Annotated in this window: 16 protein-coding genes; 6 read left to right on the forward strand and 10 right to left on the reverse strand. The window is 65.7% G+C overall.

Translation table 11 applies throughout. The features are described 5' to 3' along the window. Positions 1 to 117 precede the first annotated feature (117 nt). Complete coding sequence (locus ABIA70_RS19470) at positions 118 to 1,698, forward strand: APC family permease (RefSeq protein ID WP_354149221.1); 1,581 nt, start codon at positions 118 to 120, stop codon at positions 1,696 to 1,698. 176 nt (positions 1,699 to 1,874) lie between these two features. Here ABIA70_RS19470 and ABIA70_RS19475 read toward each other — a convergent pair whose 3' ends face one another. Further along, positions 1,875 to 3,155, reverse strand: a complete 1,281-nt coding sequence (locus tag ABIA70_RS19475) for a wax ester/triacylglycerol synthase domain-containing protein (RefSeq protein WP_354149222.1) — start codon at positions 3,153 to 3,155, stop codon at positions 1,875 to 1,877. Between the two features lie 126 nt (positions 3,156 to 3,281). On the opposite strand from ABIA70_RS19475, the gene ABIA70_RS19480 reads away from it, so the two are divergent. From ABIA70_RS19480 to ABIA70_RS19490, 3 genes are all read left to right on the forward strand, one after another. After that, positions 3,282 to 3,836: a hypothetical protein gene (locus ABIA70_RS19480; RefSeq protein WP_354149223.1), complete on the forward strand. Its 555-nt coding sequence runs from the start codon at positions 3,282 to 3,284 to the stop codon at positions 3,834 to 3,836. Further along, positions 3,833 to 6,673: an ATP-binding cassette domain-containing protein gene (locus ABIA70_RS19485; protein WP_354149224.1), complete on the forward strand. Its 2,841-nt coding sequence runs from the start codon at positions 3,833 to 3,835 to the stop codon at positions 6,671 to 6,673. Before ABIA70_RS19480 ends, ABIA70_RS19485 begins: the two co-directional genes overlap by 4 nt. 175 nt (positions 6,674 to 6,848) lie before the next feature. Beyond that, the gene (locus tag ABIA70_RS19490; RefSeq protein ID WP_354149282.1) at positions 6,849 to 7,673 is read left to right on the forward strand and encodes an alpha/beta fold hydrolase; all 825 of its coding nucleotides are present in this window, start codon (positions 6,849 to 6,851) and stop codon (positions 7,671 to 7,673) included. A 268-nt stretch (positions 7,674 to 7,941) separates the two neighbouring features. On the opposite strand, the gene ABIA70_RS19495 is transcribed toward ABIA70_RS19490, so the two are convergent. The 8 genes from ABIA70_RS19495 to ABIA70_RS19530 form a co-directional block, all read right to left on the reverse strand. Next, entirely contained in the window at positions 7,942 to 9,747 is a 1,806-nt protein-coding gene (locus ABIA70_RS19495; RefSeq protein ID WP_354149225.1) for an FAD-dependent oxidoreductase, read from the reverse strand. A 12-nt stretch (positions 9,748 to 9,759) separates the two neighbouring features. Next, positions 9,760 to 10,599, reverse strand: a complete 840-nt coding sequence (locus tag ABIA70_RS19500) for an aldo/keto reductase (protein WP_354149226.1) — start codon at positions 10,597 to 10,599, stop codon at positions 9,760 to 9,762. Then, positions 10,596 to 11,465: a sugar phosphate isomerase/epimerase family protein gene (locus ABIA70_RS19505; protein ID WP_354149227.1), complete on the reverse strand. Its 870-nt coding sequence runs from the start codon at positions 11,463 to 11,465 to the stop codon at positions 10,596 to 10,598. Before ABIA70_RS19505 ends, ABIA70_RS19500 begins: the two co-directional genes overlap by 4 nt. Next, the gene (locus ABIA70_RS19510) at positions 11,462 to 12,628 is read right to left on the reverse strand and encodes a Gfo/Idh/MocA family protein (protein WP_354149228.1); all 1,167 of its coding nucleotides are present in this window, start codon (positions 12,626 to 12,628) and stop codon (positions 11,462 to 11,464) included. The genes ABIA70_RS19505 and ABIA70_RS19510 overlap by 4 nt, the downstream gene beginning before the upstream one ends. A 67-nt stretch (positions 12,629 to 12,695) precedes the next feature. Continuing rightward, positions 12,696 to 13,433, reverse strand: coding sequence for an SDR family NAD(P)-dependent oxidoreductase (locus tag ABIA70_RS19515; RefSeq protein ID WP_354149229.1), 738 nt, complete (start codon positions 13,431 to 13,433; stop codon positions 12,696 to 12,698). A gap of 2 nt (positions 13,434 to 13,435) precedes the next feature. Continuing rightward, positions 13,436 to 14,344 (reverse strand): shikimate dehydrogenase, encoded by a 909-nt coding sequence (locus ABIA70_RS19520; protein ID WP_354149230.1) that lies wholly within the window; start codon positions 14,342 to 14,344, stop codon positions 13,436 to 13,438. After that, positions 14,341 to 15,756, reverse strand: coding sequence for an MFS transporter (locus tag ABIA70_RS19525; protein ID WP_354149231.1), 1,416 nt, complete (start codon positions 15,754 to 15,756; stop codon positions 14,341 to 14,343). Before ABIA70_RS19525 ends, ABIA70_RS19520 begins: the two co-directional genes overlap by 4 nt. Positions 15,757 to 15,927: 171 nt before the next feature. Then, positions 15,928 to 16,830 carry a LysR family transcriptional regulator gene (locus tag ABIA70_RS19530; protein WP_354149232.1) on the reverse strand — a complete coding sequence of 301 codons (903 nt, stop codon included), beginning with the start codon at positions 16,828 to 16,830 and terminating at the stop codon, positions 15,928 to 15,930. 178 nt (positions 16,831 to 17,008) lie between these two features. Between ABIA70_RS19530 and ABIA70_RS19535 the strand changes: the two genes are divergently transcribed. Both ABIA70_RS19535 and ABIA70_RS19540 read left to right on the forward strand, forming a co-directional pair. Beyond that, positions 17,009 to 18,772, forward strand: a complete 1,764-nt coding sequence (locus tag ABIA70_RS19535; RefSeq protein ID WP_354149233.1) for an FAD-binding protein — start codon at positions 17,009 to 17,011, stop codon at positions 18,770 to 18,772. Between the two features lie 163 nt (positions 18,773 to 18,935). Next, positions 18,936 to 19,586, forward strand: coding sequence for a nucleotidyltransferase domain-containing protein (locus tag ABIA70_RS19540; protein ID WP_354149234.1), 651 nt, complete (start codon positions 18,936 to 18,938; stop codon positions 19,584 to 19,586). Positions 19,587 to 19,635: 49 nt separating this feature from the next. Here the strand turns inward: ABIA70_RS19540 and ABIA70_RS19545 are convergent, their stop codons facing one another. Continuing rightward, positions 19,636 to 20,541, reverse strand: a complete 906-nt coding sequence (locus tag ABIA70_RS19545; protein ID WP_354149235.1) for a LysR family transcriptional regulator — start codon at positions 20,539 to 20,541, stop codon at positions 19,636 to 19,638. Between the last annotated feature and the right edge of the window lie 51 nt (positions 20,542 to 20,592).

Genomic DNA, 20,592 nt, shown 5'->3' on the forward strand with positions numbered 1-20,592 from the left:
TTCCGGAGGCTTTTGATTTCACCCGCGTCCAATGGCGGCCGCGGGGTGCATCGTGCGTACTTTTCTGACATAGGAGTTCACGTTTTGGAACCCAGCAAGAGTATTGATTCAAGCGGCATGGACGAATTTGGCTACACCCAGACCCTGGACCGGAGCATCGGCAAGTTTGCCAGCTTCGCGGCAGGCGTCAGTTACATTTCCATCCTGACCGGCGTCTTCCAACTGTTCTACTTCGGTTTTTCCATGGCCGGCCCGGCGTACGCCTGGTCCTGGCCCATCGTGTTCGTCGGCCAGCTGATGGTGGCACTCTGTTTCGCCGAACTGGCCGGCCGCTACCCCGTGGCGGGATCGGTCTACAACTGGGCCAAACGGCTCTCGTCCGGGACCTCGTCCTGGCTGGCCGGCTGGCTGCTGATGCTGTCCTCCATCATGGCGCTCGGCTCCGTGGCACTGGCACTGCAGCTCACCCTGCCGCAACTGTGGTCCGGTTTCCAGTTCGTGGGTGACGGCACCGGCCCCTACGACTTCGCCATGAACGGCGTGGTGCTGGCCACCATCATGATCACCATCTCCACCCTCATCAACGCCTTCGGCGTGAAACTCATGACCAGGATCAACAGCGTCGGCGTCTTCGTGGAGCTCACCGCGGCTGTGCTGCTGATCCTCGCGCTGGGCTGGCACGTGGTGCGGGGGCCCGAGGTCTTCTTCGACACCGCCGGCTACGGCGAAGGGCACGATCTCGGCTTCTTCGGCGTGTTCCTCATCGGTGCCATGGCGTCCGGCTACGTCATGTACGGCTTCGATACCGCCAGCTCCCTCGGCGAGGAAACGAAGGACCCCAAGCGCACCGCACCCAAGGCCATCCTGCGGGCCATCACGGCCTCGTTCGTGCTGGGCGGCCTGATCCTGCTGTTTGGCATCCTGGCCGCACCTGACCTGGCAGATCCCAAGGTGGGAGCTGCCGACGGCGGGCTGCAGTACATCGTGCTCTCCGTCCTGGGCGGACCGTTCGGCAAGGCCTTCCTGGCCTGCATCGTGGTAGCCGTGGTGGTCTGCACCCTGGCAGTGCACGCCGCCGCCATCCGCATGATGTTCGCCATGGCCCGGGACAACAACCTGCCGTTCAGCCGGCAGCTCAGCAAGGTGGATCCGGTCCGCAGGACCCCCAAGATCGCAGCGATCGTGATCGGTGTCCTGGCCGTCATGCCTTTGCTCATCAACGTCATGCAGCCGGCCATCTTCACCATCATGTCCAGCATCAGCATCGTCCTGATCTACCTGTCCTACCTCTTGGTGACAGTTCCCCTACTGCGCAACCGGTTCCTGAAAAAGTGGCCACTCGCCGCAGACGGCTCCGAGCCCGGCTTTTGCATGGGCAAGTGGGGACTGCCGGTGAACATCCTGGCGGTCCTCTGGGGCGCGGCCATGACGGTCAACCTGGTCTGGCCCCGGCCGGAGATCTATAACTCGGTGCCGCCGTTCGAGTGGTATCTGCAGTGGGGCGGCGTAATGTTCGTGGCCGCCGTGATCGTTGGCGGGACCCTGCTCTACCGCCTGAAGATCCGCCACCAGACCGGGGTGCTGGCCGAGCACGCCGCGGCAGTCGCAGCACATCCGTCATCGGGCCCCGCTTCGCACGAGACAGCGCAGCACGAAGCCCCAAAGGATTCACTGGTGGCCGCGTCGGAAGCTCAGTAACTCACCGGAAAGGCCGCTGACCCTGATACTGCTCGCCACCGTGGTCGCCCTGGCCATCGTCACCCAGCAGATCAGTGTTGGGCCCTTCTAAGCACTACGGCTTCTAAGCACTACGGCGCAAGAAAGCGGGCGACGGCGGGAGGTTCCCGCCGTCGCCCGCTTGATCTGAGCTTTCCTCACTTGCCGAGACGCGCCATCTCCTGTCCCATGGCCTCTGCAAAGGCGTCTCCCCGCACATTCAACGCGTCGAAATGGATGCCGCAGCACAGGTTGCCCGCGTAGGAGACAGCCGCGACTCCGAGCCGCACGTTGGCGGCGAGAACCCCTACGGGCCAGAGGGCCATAACCGGGGCTCCTGCGAGGCGGAAAGTCCCTTTCGGACCAGGCACGTTGCTGACGAACCCGGCAACGAGATGCTGCCTCCGGGCGAGGCGGTCCAGGATGCGGGCACCGACCGGCCCGCGCATGAACTCCAGGGTGCCCTGGTCCCTTGCCTGCACCTTCTCCTCACGGGTCTGCGCGGCGATGAGCGTCAAGCGCATGTCGGGGTCGGGCTCGCCGAGCGGCAGCTGCACACTCATAACTCCCACCTGGTTCCCTGCAGCCCCGAGGCGGCGAAGCGCCACCGGCTCTGAGACCGGCAGCCAGGCGGGGATCGGCTCCCCGGCGGCCATCAAGACAGCCCGGAAGCCGGACGCCGACGCGGCGAGGAGCGCGTCATTGACCGTGGCACCCCGCGGACGCACCGCAGTCTTCAGGGCTTCGATTTCTGTCTGCAGAAAAGCGACACCGCGATGTGCGCTGCGCTCACCGAGCAGCACCGTGCCACCCACGCCGTTGCCCCAAACGGTCTTGCGGATGCGGACCAGGCCGGTCGTCAGCCGACGCAGAATGCGGCGGGGATCGTTCCTCGGTTGGTGTCGCGGTACCTCCGTCAGCTCGTGCGTAGGCGGTTCGCTCGCCGGCTTCTCCCCCGGTTCCGCGGGATCAAAGAGCTGCTGCACGATCACCGCCGCTGTCATCCCGTCGGCCAGGGCGTGATGGATGCGCAGCACGGCGGCGAGTCCCGTCGCGGTGACGCCCGGTATTACCAGGATCTCCCACAACGGGCGGTCCCATGCCAGCGGCTGGCTCATCAGCTCGGCACACTTGTCCTGAAGTCCCGCAAGACCGTCCACGGGCTCTACGAGGCGGATGTGATGTTCGACGTCGGGCACGGATTCCACCCAGTAATGACGACGGCCCACTTGAGTTACTTTTCTGCGAAGCGCCGGCAAGTCCGCAATCCGCGCGCGGAGAGTCGACTGCAGCCTTTCCATGTCCGGTGTGCCGTCCGGCGCAAGGAAACCGCCGGGCCCGAGGACGCAGGCGACGAGGAACACGTTGACCTGCCCGACGTGGTCGAGCGCCAGGTTCGCCTCATCAGCAGGGGCCAGCTTTTGCACCGCTGGTTGCATGTCTCGACACTAACCGTGAAATACCGGCTTGTCAGTCCAGGAGCAACGTCGGAATTATTGGAGACCCTTACGTCACACAACGCGACGGCATCCCGCTCAGGGCAGGCAACGCCCTACCCTTGACAGGTGACTTTGACTAAGATGCGCACCGCCGCCGCGACTTCCCTCGCCGCCGCCGGTCTCCTGATTTCCCTCGCCGCCTGCTCCGCACCGGTCGCCTCCCAGCCCACCACCTCCGCACCGGCGTCGAGCGCAACGGCTGCATCCAGTGACTCCGGGCCCTGCGCCGGAGTGAAGGTCATCGTCGATTCGGGCTCCCTGAAGCAGGATGCAGCTGATATGTCCGTCTGCGTGCCCGTTGACGCGGCGACTCCCGCTTCCAAGGTGCTCGAAGAGGCAAAAGTGAAGACCGTGGGCACCACGCAGTACCCCACCGAACTCGTATGCCGTGTGAACGGCGTGCCCGCGGCAGACCTGACCATCACCCACAAGGCCGGCACGTACAAGGAAGAATGCGGCGGCATGCCCGCCGCCTTTGCCTACTGGTCGCTCTGGGTCAAGCCCGCCACCGGCGACTGGGCCTACGCGCAAGAGGGACTCGCCACCCTGCAGGTCAGCCCGGGTGAGAGCCTGGAACTGCTCTTCACGGTCGACGGCGAACCGGCCGCCCCCGCGGCATGACCTTCCGACCCGCGCCGTTACGCGCGGCGGCAGTCCTCGCCGTCGTGTTCATCGCGGCGCGGGTCATCTACCGCGTCCTTTTCAACGGCGCGGGCATTGGTGAACCGCTCCTGCTCGACCTGCCGGGAATCCGGCTGCCTGCCCCGTACGCCCACGTGGTTTTCCTCGGCCCGGTCACGGCGCCCGGCCTGTGGGCGGCTGTCCTTTCCGCCCTGCCCATTGCCGGGATGTTCCTCGCTTTCGGCCTGCTCAACGCTTTTGTGGACGTGGCGCGCGGCTTCGTGCACCTGGCCCGCCGCGGCCCCATGCAGGGCCTGGCCCGGACGCTCGTCGTGGCGTGGGCGGCGCTTCCGGCACTCGCCGACGCCGTGACCTCCGTCCGCCTGGCCTTCCGGTTGCGGGGCGAACGCTTCGGCCCCCGCGCCTTGGTGCCCGTGCTCGAGCGCACCCTTGAGCACGCGAGCCGGGTTGCCGCGGCCCTGGAGCTCCGCGGCTTCGGGAGCCGGGCAGTACACCACCCAGTGCGCGACGACGGCGGCCCGCTCCTGGTGCGGGACGCCCAGTTCCGCATCGGCGACGCGCAGGTCCGCGCCGCCGGATTCACGCCGTCTAGCGGGTCCGTCACGGTCATCACCGGGCCGACAGGCTCCGGCAAATCCACCATCCTGCGGGGCATCGCCGGCCTCCTCTCCCATGTTGACGGCGGAGAAATCTCCGGCACAGTACGCGTCGCCGGAGCGGACCGCACCGCCACGCCGCCGCGCGACACGGCCCGCCTCGTCGGCGTCGTCCTGCAGAATCCCCGTGCAGCGTTCGCCAGCACCCGGGTCCGGGACGAAATCTCCCTCGCCCTTGAGCTGCGCGGCGTGGCATCGGCGACCGCCAAGGCCCGTGTTCAGGAGGTGGCGGAGCGTATCGGAGTCTCGACACTGCTGGACCGGAATATCAGCACTCTCTCGGCGGGCGAGGCAACGCTCGTGGCCATCGCCGCCGCGGTGGTGGAGCAACCGGACCTGCTCCTGGTTGACGAGCCCCTGGCCGACCTCGACACCGCAGCCCGCGGGCACGTCATCGCCGTCCTCAACGATTTCGCACACCATGACGGTGTCTGCGTCATCGTGGCGGAGCACCGGGCGGCGCAGTTCGCCCCCGTTGCCGATGCGTGGTGGACCATCGACGACGGCGCCCTCGTGCCGGGTGCCGCGCCGTCCCCTTCTGCGCCTCTTGAGGTCCGTCCAACGCCGGCGGCGACAGCGGACGAGGCGCCCGTGCTGAGCGCGGCAAACCTCGCGGTGCACCGCAAGGGCAAGCCGCTGGTGCGCGAGGCGTCCCTCACCCTGCACCGCGGTGAAGTGGTGGCCCTGGTGGGGCCGAACGGGGCCGGGAAGTCGTCCCTCCTGGTGGCTCTCGCGCTGGGCGAAGGAACGGCCGACGGCGGCACTATCGACGGCGGCCGGGTCGCCCTCGTGCCGGACGCCTCGGACGACCTCTTCACCAGGGATACCGTCGCGGGAGAGCTCCGCACTGCCGAGCGGCGCCAGGCGCGCGCCCGGCATCGCGCAGACGGTAGCAGTGACCAGCTTCCCCCACTCTCCGCCGCTTCACACCTGGCCCGGCTGCGGGGTGACGTCAGGATTCCCATTGGGCACGAACATCCCCGGGACCTCTCGGCCGGCGAGCGCAGGATCCTTGCCATCGCACTGCAGACCATGGACCAGCCACCAGTACTCCTGATCGATGAACCCACCCGCGGCCTGGATCCCGCCGCGCGCACGGCAGTCTCGGCGGCGCTGCGGGCAGCCGCTGACTCCGGCGCGGCGGTCCTGATCGCCACGCACGACCTGGACTTTGCCCACGGCCTCGGCGCCCGCATCCTCCCGATGCGTGACGGCGTCGCGCCCTCTTCGGCGCCGGCTGATGCACCTGAATCTCTTGCTCCTGCCCGGCACACACATGCCGGACCGAGGCCACGGCTCATCGAAGAAACAGACGCCCATAGCCCCGCAAGGCAGCACCGCCTCCGGATGCCGCGCGGCGTCGAGCTCGCAGTTCTTGCCGCTGCAAACCTTGTGGCCCTCGCAACGTTCTGCTGGCCGCTGCTCGCAGCGGCCCTCCCGCAGGATGCCGCCGCGGCGCTTCCCTACGCGGCGCTGGCCATCGCTCCGCTCGCCGCCGTCGCCGTCGTCGTGTCCCTCGATGGTTCGGTGCGCTCCGCACACACCGTGGCGCTGCTCGGCGTCCTGGCCGCCGTAGGTTCCGCGGTGCGGGTGGCGAGTACCGGCGTCGGGGGCGTTGAAGCAGTGTTTATCCTGCTGATCCTGGCCGGCCGGGCCTTCGGTGCGCGCTTCGGCATGCTCCTCGGCGCCGCCACGATCGCGCTTTCGAGCGCAGTGTGGGGCGGCATCGGGCCGTGGACGCCGTTCCAGATCTTCGCCTGTGCGTGGGTGGGTGCCGGGGCCGGCCTGCTGCCCCGGCGGGTGCGCGGCAAAGCCGAGCTGTGGATGCTTGCCGGCTACGGCATCGTGGCGTCCTACCTGTTCGGCCTGCTGACCAACCTGTGGTTCTGGCCCTTCGCGGTGGGCGCCGGCACCGGCATCTCGTACGTGCCCGGCGCACCGCTGGGCACCAACCTCAGCAGCTTCCTGCTCTATTCGCTGGTGACGTCGACGGCGGGCTGGGACACCCTGCGCGCTGTCACGACCATCATCGGAATCGCTGTGGTGGGGCGGGCCATCCTCGCCGCCCTTCGGCGGGTGAAGCCGGTCTCCAGCACGGGCGGGCAGGGCTCGCAGGATCACCCCGCACAGGACAAGACCCGGCTTCAAATCGGGGTTTGAGGACACCCGACACCCCACATCATGGTCCCTGTCGGAGGAGTCGCGTTAGCCGCGTCGCATGTAGTGGGCTGGATCGGCGTCACCTTGAAGTCCATAGTGGGAGGATCCCTAGGATTCCCGATTTCCCGTGGATAGTCTGGGACAGGACGCCACCCAACGGAGGGTCAGTGAGAACGTGATCGAAGCAGTTGCTGCCGTAATCGGCCGGAACAACGTCACCATATCCGGCCGGGCCCATGGACCTGTGATGATGTTTGCCCACGGTTTTGGCTGCGATCAGGCGATGTGGCGGAAGCTGCTGCCCTATTTCGTTGATGATTACCGGCTGGTGCTTTTTGATCATGTTGGTGCAGGAAACTCCGACATCAGCGCCTATGACTGGGAGAAGTACGGGTCCCTAAATGGGTACGCTTCGGACCTGCTGGAGATTTGTGCCGCCCTTGAACTTGAGGACGTCATCCTGGTGGGCCACAGTGTCAGCACGATGATCGCCGTGATCGCCGCGGTGCAGGAACCCAACCGTTTCTCCCACCTGGTCCTGCTTGCCCCTTCACCTCGCCATACGGATGACCCGTACGACGGCTACGTGGGCGGGTTTTCGCGGGAAGACATCGAGGGCCTGCTGGCATCTCTGGACAGCAACTATTTCGCGTGGGCCGCGGCCTTGGCGCCCATGGTTATGGGCAACCCGCAGGAGCCGGAATTAGCGGAGGACCTGCGTGTCAGCTTCTGCCGGACAAATCCGACCATCGCCCGGCACTTCGCCGGGGTAACGTTTTTCTCCGATACCCGCCCTGAACTGAAAAAGTTGCGCACCAGCTGCCTGATTCTGCAGTGCTCCGACGATCGGCTTGCCCCGCCGGAAGTGGGCGCCTACCTGTCCAAGAATCTGGAACACAGCACCCTGGTGCAGCTTCATGCCACAGGGCACTGCCCCCACGTCAGCGCTCCAGAGGAAACGTCACGGGCGATTCGGCACTACCTCGACACCCGCTCGTGAAAGGCAGACGAGCTCGTTCAGCGCGCCGGCGCCGGTGTTCCAAAAACCCTCGTTGCCCGTGACTTCGGGTGCCACGGGCAATCTCAACATGTTGGGTTGCTCCGCAGGGCGGAAGGATGGATTTCGATTTACTGTCGGGCATTAGCGGGGGTTTCCTCAGCCAATTTCTTCGATTACGGGCAAGACAAGGGCGCGCACGCTCGAGTGTGCTGAAGAGGGACCATGAGGAATGAGTGCGCCTTTCCCTTCGGGTCATGGTCCCTCTCGATCAGACGCCTGTGGGGCTCGATGAGGTGGGGGCCGCTGGGACCTGGTGTACTTCTGGCGTGCCGTCGTCTTCGTAGTGGGTTGCGTTTGCGAGATCGCGTCCGGCGATGTACCCGAACGTGAGGGCGGGGCCGAGGTTGATACCGCCGGCCGGGTAGTGCCCGCCCATGACTGAGGCCTGGTCGTTGCCCGCCACGTAGAGGCCGACGATAGGGTGGCCATCAGTGTTCAGAACCCGTGCCCGTGAATCGGCGGCAAGTCCAGCGAAGGTGCCGAAGGATCCCGGGACAATCCTGACGGCGTAGAACGGCCCCTTTTCCAAGGCACGCAACGAGGGGTTCGGGGTGTTCTTGGGGTCCCCGCCGTAGCGGTTGAATTCGCTGGCGCCGCGGTCAAAGTCGGGGTCAATGCCCCTGTTGGCGTTCTCATTGAATTCCGCGACGGTCGCGGCAAGTCCTTGCGGATCGATGCCGCAGGCTGCGGCCAGTTCTTCAATGGTGTTGCCCTTTTTTAGGTACCCGGACCGCAGGTAGGGAAACAGCGGCACCGGAAGTGGCTTGGCCATGCCCAGGGGGAACTTGCGCACGAACGCCGCATCGGCGATCTGCCAGGCCTCCACCGGTTCACCCTCAGGGGTGGCTTTGAACAGGCCTTCGACGTAGTCGTAATAGCCATTGGCCTCGTTGACGAACCGCTTGCCGTCCCGGCGGACGCCGATGCTTCCAGGCTTGGCCCGGTCCATGATGTGCGGGAAGGTACCGGTGCGTCCGTTGCGGTACGGGACCAGCGAGACAGGGCACCAGGCGGCCGGGGACTCCACATCGGTCTCAAAGCGGGCGCCCACGGCCTGGGCCATGGTGATGCCGTCACCGGTGGTTTCCTTCGGCGCAAGTGTCCAGTGTTCCCGGCCCGTGGGCGTCTTGGGGAACAGCTGCTTGCGGCGGGAGACGTCGTTGGGGAAGCCGCCGGCGGCCAGGACGACGCCGCGGGAGGCGTTGATCTGCAGATCGCCTTCCGTGGAACTCACGACGGCGCCCGTCGCTTTGCCGGACGCGTCGGTCAGCAGGCGCTTGGCGGGGGTGGACACATGGATCTCCACCCCGAGGTCATCGGCGGACTTCAGCAGCCGGCCGGTGAGTGCGGTCCCGTTGACCAGCTGCATATTGCGCCGGTGCGTGACGAGGTCCAGGACATGAAAAGCCACCCGCCAGCCGGCGTGGAAGATGCCCTTGATGTTGCCTTGGGAAGCGGAGAGGAATTTGGTCAGGTCCGGGCCTGCCATGATGCCCATGCCCAGGAACGAGGTCTCGTAGAGCTGGTGGCGCATCTTGGCGCGGAGTTCGGGCTTGATTTTGCGTGCGTTCATCGGTTTGGGCCCCACCGAGCGGTGCCCGGTGCCTGCGCCGGGTGTGCTGCCGTAGATGTCCTTGATCTTGCTTCCCGGGACAAACTGGAGGCTGGTCTTGTCCTGGAAGAAGCCCACCATGTGAGGCACCGCCTCAAGGAATGCCTCCACCCTGTCTTCCTGGTAGGTCCTGCCGAGCCGGTGGCGCAGGTAGGTGCGGAACAGTTCGCGGTCCTCGTTGACGCCGTCGGCTTTGGCCAGCGGGTTGCCGGGGGTCCACGCCCAGCCGCCGGACCAGGACGTGGCGCCGCCGCACACGTCGGCTTTTTCCACGACAACAACTTTCAGTCCGTGGTAGGCGGCCGTAACGGCGGCGGACAGGCCACCGGCGCCGGAGCCGACCACCAGGACATCGCACTCCAGGCTCGGAAGGGCAGGTGAAGGAGTTACTGGTGCAGTCATTTCAGTGCTTTCTCAGTGGAAGTAAGTGTCGGAGTCCAGGCGCGGCGGTGCGCCTGTTTCGAGTGCATCAATCGCACCCATTTGCTGCTGGGTCAGGGCGAAACTGAAGACATCCAGGTTTTCGCGCTGGCGCTGGTTGTCCGCGGACTTCGGGACGGCCACGCGGCCATGCTGAACGTGCCAGCGCAGGACGATCTGGGCCGGGGTCTTGCCGAAGTCTTCGGCTGGTCCGGTGACGGCTGGGTGGCTGAAGAATGAACCGTTGCGCCCCAGCGGGCTGTAGGCGGCGGTGACTATTCCGTGCTCGCGGTGGTACGCCAGTTGGGTCGGTTGGCCATGCTCGGGATCAACCTGCACCTGGTTCAGCGGGACGGCCAGGCCGGCGTCCTTGACGAGCTGCAGGTGGGCAGGTTTGAAGTTCGAGACACCCCAGGCCCTGATGAAGCCGTTATCAACGAGGTCCTGCAGCCCTTCACAGGCTTCAATGAATCTCCCCTGGGCTGGGTTGGGCCAGTGAACCAGGAACAGGTCCAGATAGTCGGTACCTAGCCGCTTCACCGCCTGGCCGAAGGCATCGCGAACTCCGCTCCGGCTGTGCCACTGGGTGTTGAACTTGGTGGTGAGAAACAGGTCCCCGCGGTCGATGCCGCTGCGGCGGATGCCCTCCCCCACGGCGGCCTCGTTGACGTAGTTCTCGGCGGTATCGATGTGCCGGTAGCCGTTGCCGATGGCCTGAGCCACTGCGGTAGAAGCAGCCTCACCCGTCAGCGGCCAGGTTCCCAGGCCGATGAGCGGGATGTGCACTCCCGGCGTAAGCTCCGCCGTCGTTATCTCTGCAGTGGTTCCGCTCATTTTGCGGCCGCCGCGTCAACAGTGCCGGTCAGCTGCAAGCTGCCTGCCTGGGCCAGCACTGCGTCCACCCCTGATTTAAGCAGGCGCGCCCAGCCGAGCTCGCCCAGTTCCGCCACACGCCGGTCCGAGGGCGCCTCCGCACTGACCGGAAGACTGACCGGAAATGCAGCAACCGCTGCCGCGAGGCCGAAGTCTCCCTCGCCCGGAACGTCCCGCTCCGAGCGCGATTCGGTGACCAACTCCTCGCGGCTGCCGGGCCGTGCTTCGGGCCCGTCGCACAGCTGCAGGAGCGGCACCAGGTCTGTGTTGACGCGCAGTTCCTCCAACTGGCGGGCGGCACCCGGACCGTTGTACCGGTTGAAGTGCAGGGTGTCCACCACGATCCGGCAGCCTGCCTGGCGGGCAATTTCCGAAGCCTGGGCGATCGACGCGACGGGCTGGTACGAAATGGCTTCGAGGGTGGGGGTGATCCCGAAACCTCGGCCGTCCTCGGTCATCCGGGCCAACGTGTGAACCAGCCGCGCAGTGTCCGGATCGGCACCGGCCACGGTGACGGTGCTTGCACCGAGTGCATGGCCTGCTTCCATCATGCGCAGCCATGCGTCGCGCTGGTCGCTGCCGTCCAGCAGCAGGAACTCGATGTCCCGCACCGTGATGCCGGTGTCCCGCATCCGGGACAGGGTTTCCCGGAGCATTGGAGATCCTGGCTGGAGGTCGTAAGGCCGTTCCGTCGGCGTCACCGGGCGCACCCGGACGCCGATGAAATCAAAGCCTGTCTGGGCAGCTATCCCCACCAGTTCAGGCGGGGCGGTGTTCAACAGGCACAGCTGGGCCAGGCCGACTAACCTCTGCGCGTTTCCGGTCATGACTGTGCTCCGTTCAGGCTCAGTTCGTTGTGCGCGATGGTGCCGGCAATCTTTGTGAGGGGTCGTGTGCTTGCTGTCAGCGGGGCGAAGCGGACCGGACTGCCGGACCGGGACGATTCGTAAACCGCCAGAAGTATCCTCAAGGCTTTGGTCGCGTCCTGGCCGGTGACGGCTGGCTCCCCGCCGTTCCTGAGGGAGCGGACAAAATCGCGGACCTGCGCCGTGTGGTGCGGAATGAGCTGGCCGTTGATCGTGGCGAGGCTGACGTTCGGGTCAGCTCCCTCGGGGTAGACAGGCTCCGTGCTGATCGTCCCGGCCTCGGCCCACAGGTCCACGCGTCCGTCGCTGCCTTCCGGGAATTCGGTCAGGGAGGCGGAGGCGCCGGTCTCCCCTGTGATCCGGATCTGCACGCCCAAACTTGGGGACACCGCCGTCGAGGCTTCGAGGGTGGCCATGGCTCCGGAGGTGAAGGTGATGACGGCGGTCGCCGAGTCTTCCACTTCGATGTGCTCGCCGTGCTTGAAGGTGATGATTTTCCCGTAGACCTCGGCCACGTCCCCCATGAACCACTGCAGCAGGTCGATGTAGTGGATGGCCTGGGTCATCAGCACCCCGCCGCCGTCGCTGGCCCAGGTCCCGCGCCAGGCGTCGCGGGAGTAGTACTCCGGTTCGCGGTGCAGCATCACCGAGCACTGGCCCATGATGGGCCGGCCCAGCGTGCCGTCGTCGATCGCTGCGCGGATGCGCTGGGCGGCCGGCCAGAACCGGCGTTGGAAGAGGACACCGAGTTTCACGCCCGCGTCGTCGCAGGCCATCACCATGCGCTCTGCGGACGCCAGGTCAGTGGCGATGGGCTTTTCGCACAGCACGTGGACACGTGCGGCGGCGGCCTGCAGCACCACACCCTCATGGGTGGGGTGCGGGGTACAGACCGAGACGATGTCCAGGTCCAGCGCCAAGAGCTCCTGGACCGTCTTGACAGCTGCAGGGACTCCCCAGGCTTCTGCGGTGTCCTGGGCGCGCTGGAGGTCGATGTCGCAGACGCCCACGATGACGGCGTCGTCCAGGGCGCGAAACGCCTCGAGGTGGTTGCGGGAGATCGCCCCGCATCCTGCGATTCCGATGCGAAGGGGGCGGGCGGTGACAGGTGATGGGGTGATCATCAACAGGTGCCATCTTTCTGATGCTGGTAGGAAATTGTGATGCGGTCCGGCAGAGGCTGGTGCGGGGCTAGTAGGTGGCCCGGCCGCCGGACAGGTCGAAGACGGAGCCGGTGGTGTAGGAGGCCGCCGGTGAAACGATGAATTCGATGAGGGCGGCCGCTTCGGCGGGCGTCCCGAACCTGCCCATCGGGATCTTGGCGGCCTGGGCCGCCTGCTGTTCTTTCGGCACTTCCGCGAAAAGCGGGGTCACCACATTGCCCGGGGCGAGGGCGTTGACGGTGACGCCGAACAAGGCGAACTCCTTGGCGAGAGACTTCACCAGGCCCAGGATCCCGGCCTTGCTGGCAGAGTAGGCGGGCATGTTGACCACGCCTTCCTTGCCTGCCGTTGAGGAGATGTGGAGCAGCCGGCCGTAGCCTGCCTCGGCCATCAACGGCAGGACGGCCTGCGAGACAATGAACGCCCCTGTCAGGTTGATCTTCATGATGCGTTCGAAGTCCTCAACCGAGGTGGCGGCTGCCGGGGCCACGGGACCCAGGATGCCTGCGCAGTTCACCACCGCGTCGAGCCCGCCCATCTCCCGGGCCGCCGCGGAGACTGCCGCCGCAACCGATGCCGGGTCGGTGACGTCCAGGGCGAGTGAGGTGCCTGGTCCACCGGGCCAGGTGGCCGAGGGCAGGTCCGCACCCGTCACCGCGGCGCCGGACGCCCTGAGGCGTGCCGCCGTCGCACGTCCGATGCCACTGGCTGCCCCGATGACTAGGCAGCGGGACTCGGCCATGGTGCTCGGTGCCTGGGAATCCATGGCTAGCTGACCGCCTGTCGGAACGATGCCAGCATGCGCTCGGCATCGGCGGGGATGCCGGTGAAGAGCTCGAATGCGGCGGCGGCCTGCCCCACCACCATGCGCCCGCCGTCGAGGACGGCGCAGCCCTTGCCGCGGGCTGCCTTGATCAGTTCGGTTTCGAGCGGCCGGTAGATCACGTCCGCTACCCACAGCCCGGAATGGAGCAGACTGGGATCCATGGGCATGCCGGGGTGGCCTGCCATGCCGATGGGCGTGGAGTTCACCAACCCGTCGGCCTCCCGGATGCTTGCGGCGACGCCGTCGGTCCTGGTTACCGACAGCTGGCTGTCCGGAAAGTGCGGGGCCAGCCGGGCGGCGAGGGCTTCGGCCTTCGCCGGTTCGATGTCGGCGATGACCAGGTGCCGGGTTCCGGTGCTGAGTAGGCCGAAGGCCACTGCCGCGCCTGCTCCTCCGGCACCGATCAGTACCACCGAGTCGGTGGCGGCGGACGGGAGGCCGGCCCGGAGGCCGCCGGTGAAGCCGGTGTGGTCCGTGTTGTGGCCCACGGCCTTGCCGTCGTGAAAGGTGATGGTGTTGACGGCGCCGAGGATCCGGGCTTCGCGGGAAAGCTCGTCCAGGCCGTCCTGCACCAGTTGCTTGCTTGGGTACGTGACGTTCAGGCCGTCGTATCCGAGATCGGCTGCGTGCCGGACCAGCGCCGCGGAGCTTTCCGCGGGTTGTCCGATGGCGTCCAGGTCAATGACGCGGTACGTATAGGCAAGGCCCAGTCTGTCGGCTTCGGCTTCGTGCAGGCCCGGGGTGAGGGACCCGCCGATGCCGGAACCGAGCAAGCCCACCACGAACCGGTGGCTGGTATCAGCTTCACGCGGCCGGAATGCCCAGGTGCCCGCCAGGGTTTGCTGGCTCATGCCTGTGCCTTATCGGCAACTGTCCGGGAAGCTTCGCTGGCCATGCCGGATAGGCGCGGTGCGGGTTCCTGGGTGGCGGACGAAGCTGCGTGGCGCCTTGGGTCAGATTTCTTCAGTCCCAGCAGGGCCGTCGGAGTCTTGAACGTCTCAGGTGCGGTCAGCGCTGCGATCGCGGAGATGCCGCAGGCCAGGGCGGCAAACGTTGCGACAGGAACCCAGTTGGCCTTGTTACCGCCGATAAGGAGTTCGGAGATCACCGGGGCGAAGCCGGCCAGCAGGAGGCCGAACATGAGGCTGATGGCCATACCGGAGTAGCGGACCTTAACCGGGAACTGCTCCGGGAAGTAGGCGGGGTAGATCGAGTTGGTGGCTGTGTAGGCAAAACCGATCAGCAGGATTCCGGTGAGGAAGATCAGGGGAACGTTCGCGGCTGACAGGGCCGAGAAGAACACGAAGATCATGCCCATCTGCAGCACCAGTCCGGAGACGAAGACCGGCTTGCGGCCGATCCGGTCGGACAGGATGCCTGCTACCGGGCCCATGGCCACTGCAGCGAGGTTGGCGACGGCGATCACGGTCAGCATCAGTCCCTTTTCGACGCCGACGACGGACGTGGCGTAGGAGAGTGCGAAGACGTTGATGATGGTGTTAATGATGGTGAACAGCGACATTGCGGTGACGCGGATGACGGTGACCCAGTGGTGCCGGAACAGCGTGACGAGCGGGACTTTAACCACTTCGTCGTGTGCTTTGACTTCGGCGAACACCGGGGGCTCTTCGAGGAGGCGGCGGAGCACAAAGGCGACGACTGTCACCACTGCGCTGGCGAGGAACGGTATGCGCCAGCCCCACGCAAGCAGCTGGTCTTCGGGCATCGACGCCACGGGAATGAACACAAGGGTGGAGAGCACGATGCCGAACATGATGCCGCTCATTGTCCAGCTGGTGTAGAACGCGCGCTTACTCTCGGGGGCGTGCTCGAGCGTGAGGGAGCTGGACCCCGGCGATTCGCCGCCGGCGGAGAGTCCCTGCAGGAGCCGGAGAGCCACGATGAGGATCGGTGCTGCCATACCGATGTCGTTGTACGTGGGCAGGCAGCCGATAAGGAAGGTTGAGGCGCCCATCAGCAGCAGGGTGAGCAGCAGGACCTTCTTGCGGCCGAATTTATCACCGAGGTGTCCGCAGATCACTGCCCCGAGCGGACGGGCGATGTAGGCGACGCCAACGGTCGCGAAGGACAGCAGCATGGCCGAGGGGCCGGGGGCGAAGAACAGCTTGCCGAAGATCAGCGCTGCCGCCGAGCCGAAGATAAAGAAGTCGTAGTACTCAAGTGCGCTGCCGACGAACCCCGAAACAGCTGCGATCTTCGCATTGTTCCTGGGTCGTGCTGGCGCCGATGTCGACACTGACATGGTGTTCCCTTCATGTGACTGGGTCCAACCGCAAGGGCACCGCAGGTGGGGCCTGGTTGCGAATTGGTGTGCCGCGATGCGCGGCTTCTCCATCCAGTGTGCGGGTGATCACTTTGTTAGTCCACGACTAAAATGATCTATCACTATGCTGCTATTCGACTATATGTCCGGTCATCTGGGGAGCGGTGGAAAGATCTCCTCGACGACGGCCAGCACAGCTGCCAGCACGGCAGAATCGTTCTCTGAGGACCAGGCGATGGCGTGGTTCATATAGTGCTGCGGGTCATCAAGGGCCACGTAGGTAGCCCCGGAGGGAATGATGCCTGCTATGCCGCTGCTCATCAGCGTGACGCCAACACCGGCGGCCACAAAGGTCAGCACCATGTACGGGTCCGACAGTTCCTGGACAATGCGTGGACGGAATCCTGCTGCCATGCAGGATGCGAGCATCACCTCAGTCATCGAGGAGGAGCCGTCCGTGGGCGGGGAGATGAAGTCATCGGCAGCCATTGCGCGCAGTGGAATCGACTTTTCCTTCGCCAGCGGATGATCCAGCGGGAGCACTGCCCCGATTGCCTCGCTGGCCACGAGTCGGGTCCTAACCGAGGGGACCGGGGATTCTGGAAGCCCCACAAAGGCAAGGTCAAGCGTTCCGTTTGCGACACTGGCCAGTCCGTCCGCCGTGCGCACCCTGCTGGTGAGGTCCATTTTGATGTCGGGATACCGCCGTCGCACCGCCCGTGTGAGGGGCGGGAGGGTCAGGTGGTTCACGGCTCCGGAGAACCCGATTCTGATGCTGCCCCGGACGCCCTCGACCTCGGCCTGGGCCGCCTCGCGCGCCAGCCGCATCTCCTGAAGTACGCGGTACGCGCGCGGCAGCAGGGCATAGCCCGCCGGCGTGAGCGCCACACTTCTGGTGTTGCGTTCAAAGAGCTGCTTCCCCAGATCCGCCTCGAGCTTCCGAATGGTTTGGCTCAGTGGGGACTGTGAAGTGTGCAGGCGCTGCGCAGCGCGGCCGAAGTGCAGTTCTTCGGCCACCGCAACGAACGCTTCCAGCCAGCGGATCTCAGTCATGGTTCTGAATGTACCCGTTCCCTGAACGGCGCGCCGGAGCTCTGCACCAGGCAGCGACTATGCTTGTTTGCTACATAATGAATAATCTAATTAGTCATGGACGCTACATTGTCTGACGCCCATAATGAGGAGGACAGACAGCCAGTGACGCACACAATGTTGTGCGCGAAGGAGAAACATGCAAACGTCCCCGGCAGAACAGTGGGATCACGAAGTTGACCTCTTGGTGCTCGGCACCGGAGCAGCGGGGCTCTCAGCAACGTTGACCGCAGCCGCCCAGGGCTCGCAAGTCCTGGCCTTGGAAAAAACCGAATTACTCGGGGGTACCACCGCTTACTCGGCCGGCACTTGTTGGGTGCCCAATAATCGATTCCAGCGTGAAGACGGAATCCTGGACGATTACGACCGTGCCGCACGCTATCTGGATGCCGTGGTGGGCGGCAAGGCCCCGCGTGAAGGCTGGCTCGCCTACCTGGACGCCGCGCCGAAAATGCTGGACGCGATGCACGACCTCGGCGTCACGTTCCGTCGCTCCCCTGCCGTGGTTGACTACCACTCCGAACTGCCCGAGACCGGCAAGACCGGACGCGCCTTGGAACCGGACCCCTTCGACGGGCGCCTGCTGGGCAAGGCCGACTTCCGCCGCGTCCGTCCGCCGGTACCCGAGTTCGCCCTCATGGGCGGCTCTCTGATGTTGCGCCGCGCGGACGTGTCCGCCTTGCTCAAGCTCTACAACGGCTCTCTGGCTGAGCGTGGCAAGGCCGTGGCTCTGGCTGCACGACTCGGCCTGCGCTGGGCACTTGACCGGCTAACTCGTCCGCGAGGCACGCGCCTGGTGATGGGCAACGGGCTGGTGGCCCGGATGTTCCACGAATCGCGCAAGCGCGGCGCCAAAATTCTATTCGGTGCGCAAACCACCGAACTGCTCAAGGAAGCGGACCGCGTAATCGGTGCCGTGGTCTTGCACAACGGCAAGCACCTACGCATCCATTCCCGCCAGGGCGTGGTGCTCGCCGCCGGCGGCTTCGCCCAAAGCCCCGAAATGCGCGAGAAGCTGCTGCCTTCCCCCACCCCGCTCTACTCGCGCGCCGCGGAAGGGTCCGCCGGAGACACACTGTCCCTGGCCACGGCGGCCGGTGCCGCCCTGGGCCGGGACAACGGGGAAAACGCACTGTGGTTCCCCAGCTCCATCGGAAAGCGCGCCGACGGCTCCCGTGTGGTCTTCCCGCACATCTGGGACCGTGCGCGTCCCGGCGTAATCGCCGTGGACTCCAACGGCTTGCGCTTCGTGGACGAATCCTGTTCTTACCACCGTTTCGTGCGGGCCATGTTCGCCTCCCCGGACGCCGGCGCGGTGCCGGCCTGGCTGGTGGTGGACTCGCGGACCCTGGCAAAGTACGGGCTGGGCATGATCACGATGCCCCACCTGCCGCGTGCCGCACTGCAGCGCTACATCAGGGACGGTTACCTGTACCAGGCAGACACCCTTGCCGGCTTGGCGGCGCAAATCGGCGTGGACGCCGCGGGCTTGGAAGCGACCGTCCAGCGCTACAACGGCTTTGCCGCCACCGGCGTGGATGAGGACTTCCACAAGGGCGAGCTGCTCTTTGGCCAGGTGGCCGGGGACCCCGACCATGGGCCGAACCCGAACATCGGGCCGCTGCTGAAGGCCCCGTTTTATGCCATGGCCGTGGTGCCCACACCGCTGGCAACCGCCTACGGGGTGCTCACCGACGGGAACGGGCAGGCACTTGATACCGGAGGCAAACCGGTGCCCGGACTCTACGCCGCGGGAAACGACGCCGCATCCGTCATGGGCTCGGAATACCCCGGCGCAGGCGTGCAGGTCGCCTCCGGAATGACCTTCGGCTGGAAAGCAGCCCGGCACGCGGCCGCCGCAGCCATTACAGCCACTAGTCTGGAGGAACTTAGGGCAATCTAGTGCTCGGCGAGCGAATTGACGAACCAGCTCAAACGCGCCCGGGCCTTGTCGATACCGATGACGCTGGAGCCTGAAATTGTTGTTGGATCGCTTGCTCCCGCAGGTTTCTTCGATGTCCCTGCCATTTCGACAAACCACCGCCGCCGACGGGTAGCCTTGAGCCATGGCCTCATCCACACCCACCCTCGCGACGCGCTGGGAACCCCTGCCCCTGCGAGTCGTGGCGGAGCTCCTCGGGCCGTCATCGGCGCGTTGGTGGTTGTCCGGAGGCGTGGCGCTCGACCACTGGCTCGGCACTAGCACTCGCGAGCACCACAATATCGATGTCAGCACGACGATCGCCGACCTGCCCCGAGTGGTGCAGGCCTTACCAGCGCCGTTTAGCGCGTGGGCTCCGTCGGGCGACGGCGTTCTACCTTGGGCAGAGGCTGATATGGATGCCGATCTGCAGCCGATCCGCATCCATGATGACGCAACGGGCGCATGGGTACTGCAGATCGACGTCGAGGACGGCACGGATAGCGTCTGGGTTTATCGACGAGATCCCCGGCTGCAACTGCCGTGGGATCGTGCAGTGATCGACGTCGACGGCATTCCGACCGGGGCGCCCGAGGTGCAGCTGGTCTGGAAGGCGCTCCGTCCCCGTCCGGAGGACTACGCCGACAAGGATGCGGTTCTACCGAAGCTCTCAAACGAAGCCCGCGCCTGGTGGGAGCACGCGATTCTGACGATCCACCCGCACTCGTCATGGTCCATCCATGTGCGTAGCCCGTTAACTCCGGGTAAGGCCAGCTGGAACAGGACGAAACGCTAGCGCTCCGTCTGGGCCTGTCCGATTTTGAGACGCGAGCAGACGCTTATGACTACGACTTGTATTCATCCGCCGCAACCGCGTCAAGCACCAGCGAGCGGAACCATCGCTGCGCCTGCGAGAGGCTGGCCTCGCGCCGCGTGTACAACTCCACCGGTGTGCTCTGCCCGGGCCAGGGCAGCTCGGCGATGCGAAGGCGGGGGAACCAGCCGCAGAACACCCCCGCTACATGTCGAGGCAGCAGGACGACCAGATCCGTCGCCTCGAGCACGGCGGGCACGGTGCCGTATTCCTCCATGGTCAGCACGACCTGGGACATCAAGTCGTGTTCGGTCAGCGCCTGCACAGGATAGACGTGCCCGCCACGGGCGGAGACCCGCACAAAGCGCCTCCCCTCGAACATGTCAGGCCCGGTCGCGGGCAGTGGATGCGACCCGGACGACAGAGCCACGTATTCGACCGAACGCACGTGCGTCCTCCACAGCCGCGGTGTGGCGATCCGCGACACGGTAAGTGCCAGATCGATGGTGCCGCGGATCAGCGCGCTCTCGACCTCGTCCGAATCGAGCCGTTCTACCTGTATTCGCGGATCGGCGCCGACCCGCCCGAGGGCGGTCATGATCGGTGGGAGGAACGTCTGCTCGCCGATCGAGGTGAGTCCGAGGACGAGTTCGCCGCTGAATCCGGTCGGTTCGAACACGTCCGATCCCATGACGGTCGCGTCTATCTGTGCCAAGGCGTTGTGTAGGGGCCCAAAAAGCTGCGTCGCCTTCGCGGTCGGCACCATGTCGTTCCCTTCGCGACGGAACAGCTCGTCGCCGAACCGATCCCTGAGCCGCTTCAGGGAATAGCTGACCGTGGGCTGTGTCACGTGTAGGCGCCTGGCGGCGCCCGTGACGCTGCGCAGCTCGTAGAGCGTGACGAATGTCCGAAGCTGGTTGAGGTCGGTGAACGTCATGCCATAGATTCTATCTATGTCTTTGTCTTTGCATATCTATTGGACCGCAGT

Source organism: Arthrobacter sp. 754 (assembly GCF_040548695.1).
In the GTDB taxonomy this organism is placed as follows: Bacteria; Actinomycetota; Actinomycetes; order Actinomycetales; family Micrococcaceae; genus Arthrobacter.

Coding starts and splice junctions, on each gene's coding strand:
- ABIA70_RS19470 (WP_354149221.1), top strand. CDS start 118: ATGGACGAATTTGGCTACACCCAGACCCTGGACCGGAGCATCGGCAAG.
- ABIA70_RS19475 (WP_354149222.1), bottom strand. CDS start 3,155: ATGCAACCAGCGGTGCAAAAGCTGGCCCCTGCTGATGAGGCGAACCTG.
- ABIA70_RS19485 (WP_354149224.1), top strand. CDS start 3,833: ATGACCTTCCGACCCGCGCCGTTACGCGCGGCGGCAGTCCTCGCCGTC.
- ABIA70_RS19495 (WP_354149225.1), bottom strand. CDS start 9,747: ATGACTGCACCAGTAACTCCTTCACCTGCCCTTCCGAGCCTGGAGTGC.
- ABIA70_RS19500 (WP_354149226.1), bottom strand. CDS start 10,599: ATGAGCGGAACCACTGCAGAGATAACGACGGCGGAGCTTACGCCGGGA.
- ABIA70_RS19505 (WP_354149227.1), bottom strand. CDS start 11,465: ATGACCGGAAACGCGCAGAGGTTAGTCGGCCTGGCCCAGCTGTGCCTG.
- ABIA70_RS19510 (WP_354149228.1), bottom strand. CDS start 12,628: ATGATCACCCCATCACCTGTCACCGCCCGCCCCCTTCGCATCGGAATC.
- ABIA70_RS19515 (WP_354149229.1), bottom strand. CDS start 13,433: ATGGATTCCCAGGCACCGAGCACCATGGCCGAGTCCCGCTGCCTAGTC.
- ABIA70_RS19520 (WP_354149230.1), bottom strand. CDS start 14,344: ATGAGCCAGCAAACCCTGGCGGGCACCTGGGCATTCCGGCCGCGTGAA.
- ABIA70_RS19525 (WP_354149231.1), bottom strand. CDS start 15,756: ATGTCAGTGTCGACATCGGCGCCAGCACGACCCAGGAACAATGCGAAG.
- ABIA70_RS19530 (WP_354149232.1), bottom strand. CDS start 16,830: ATGACTGAGATCCGCTGGCTGGAAGCGTTCGTTGCGGTGGCCGAAGAA.
- ABIA70_RS19535 (WP_354149233.1), top strand. CDS start 17,009: ATGCAAACGTCCCCGGCAGAACAGTGGGATCACGAAGTTGACCTCTTG.
- ABIA70_RS19540 (WP_354149234.1), top strand. CDS start 18,936: ATGGCCTCATCCACACCCACCCTCGCGACGCGCTGGGAACCCCTGCCC.
- ABIA70_RS19545 (WP_354149235.1), bottom strand. CDS start 20,541: ATGACGTTCACCGACCTCAACCAGCTTCGGACATTCGTCACGCTCTAC.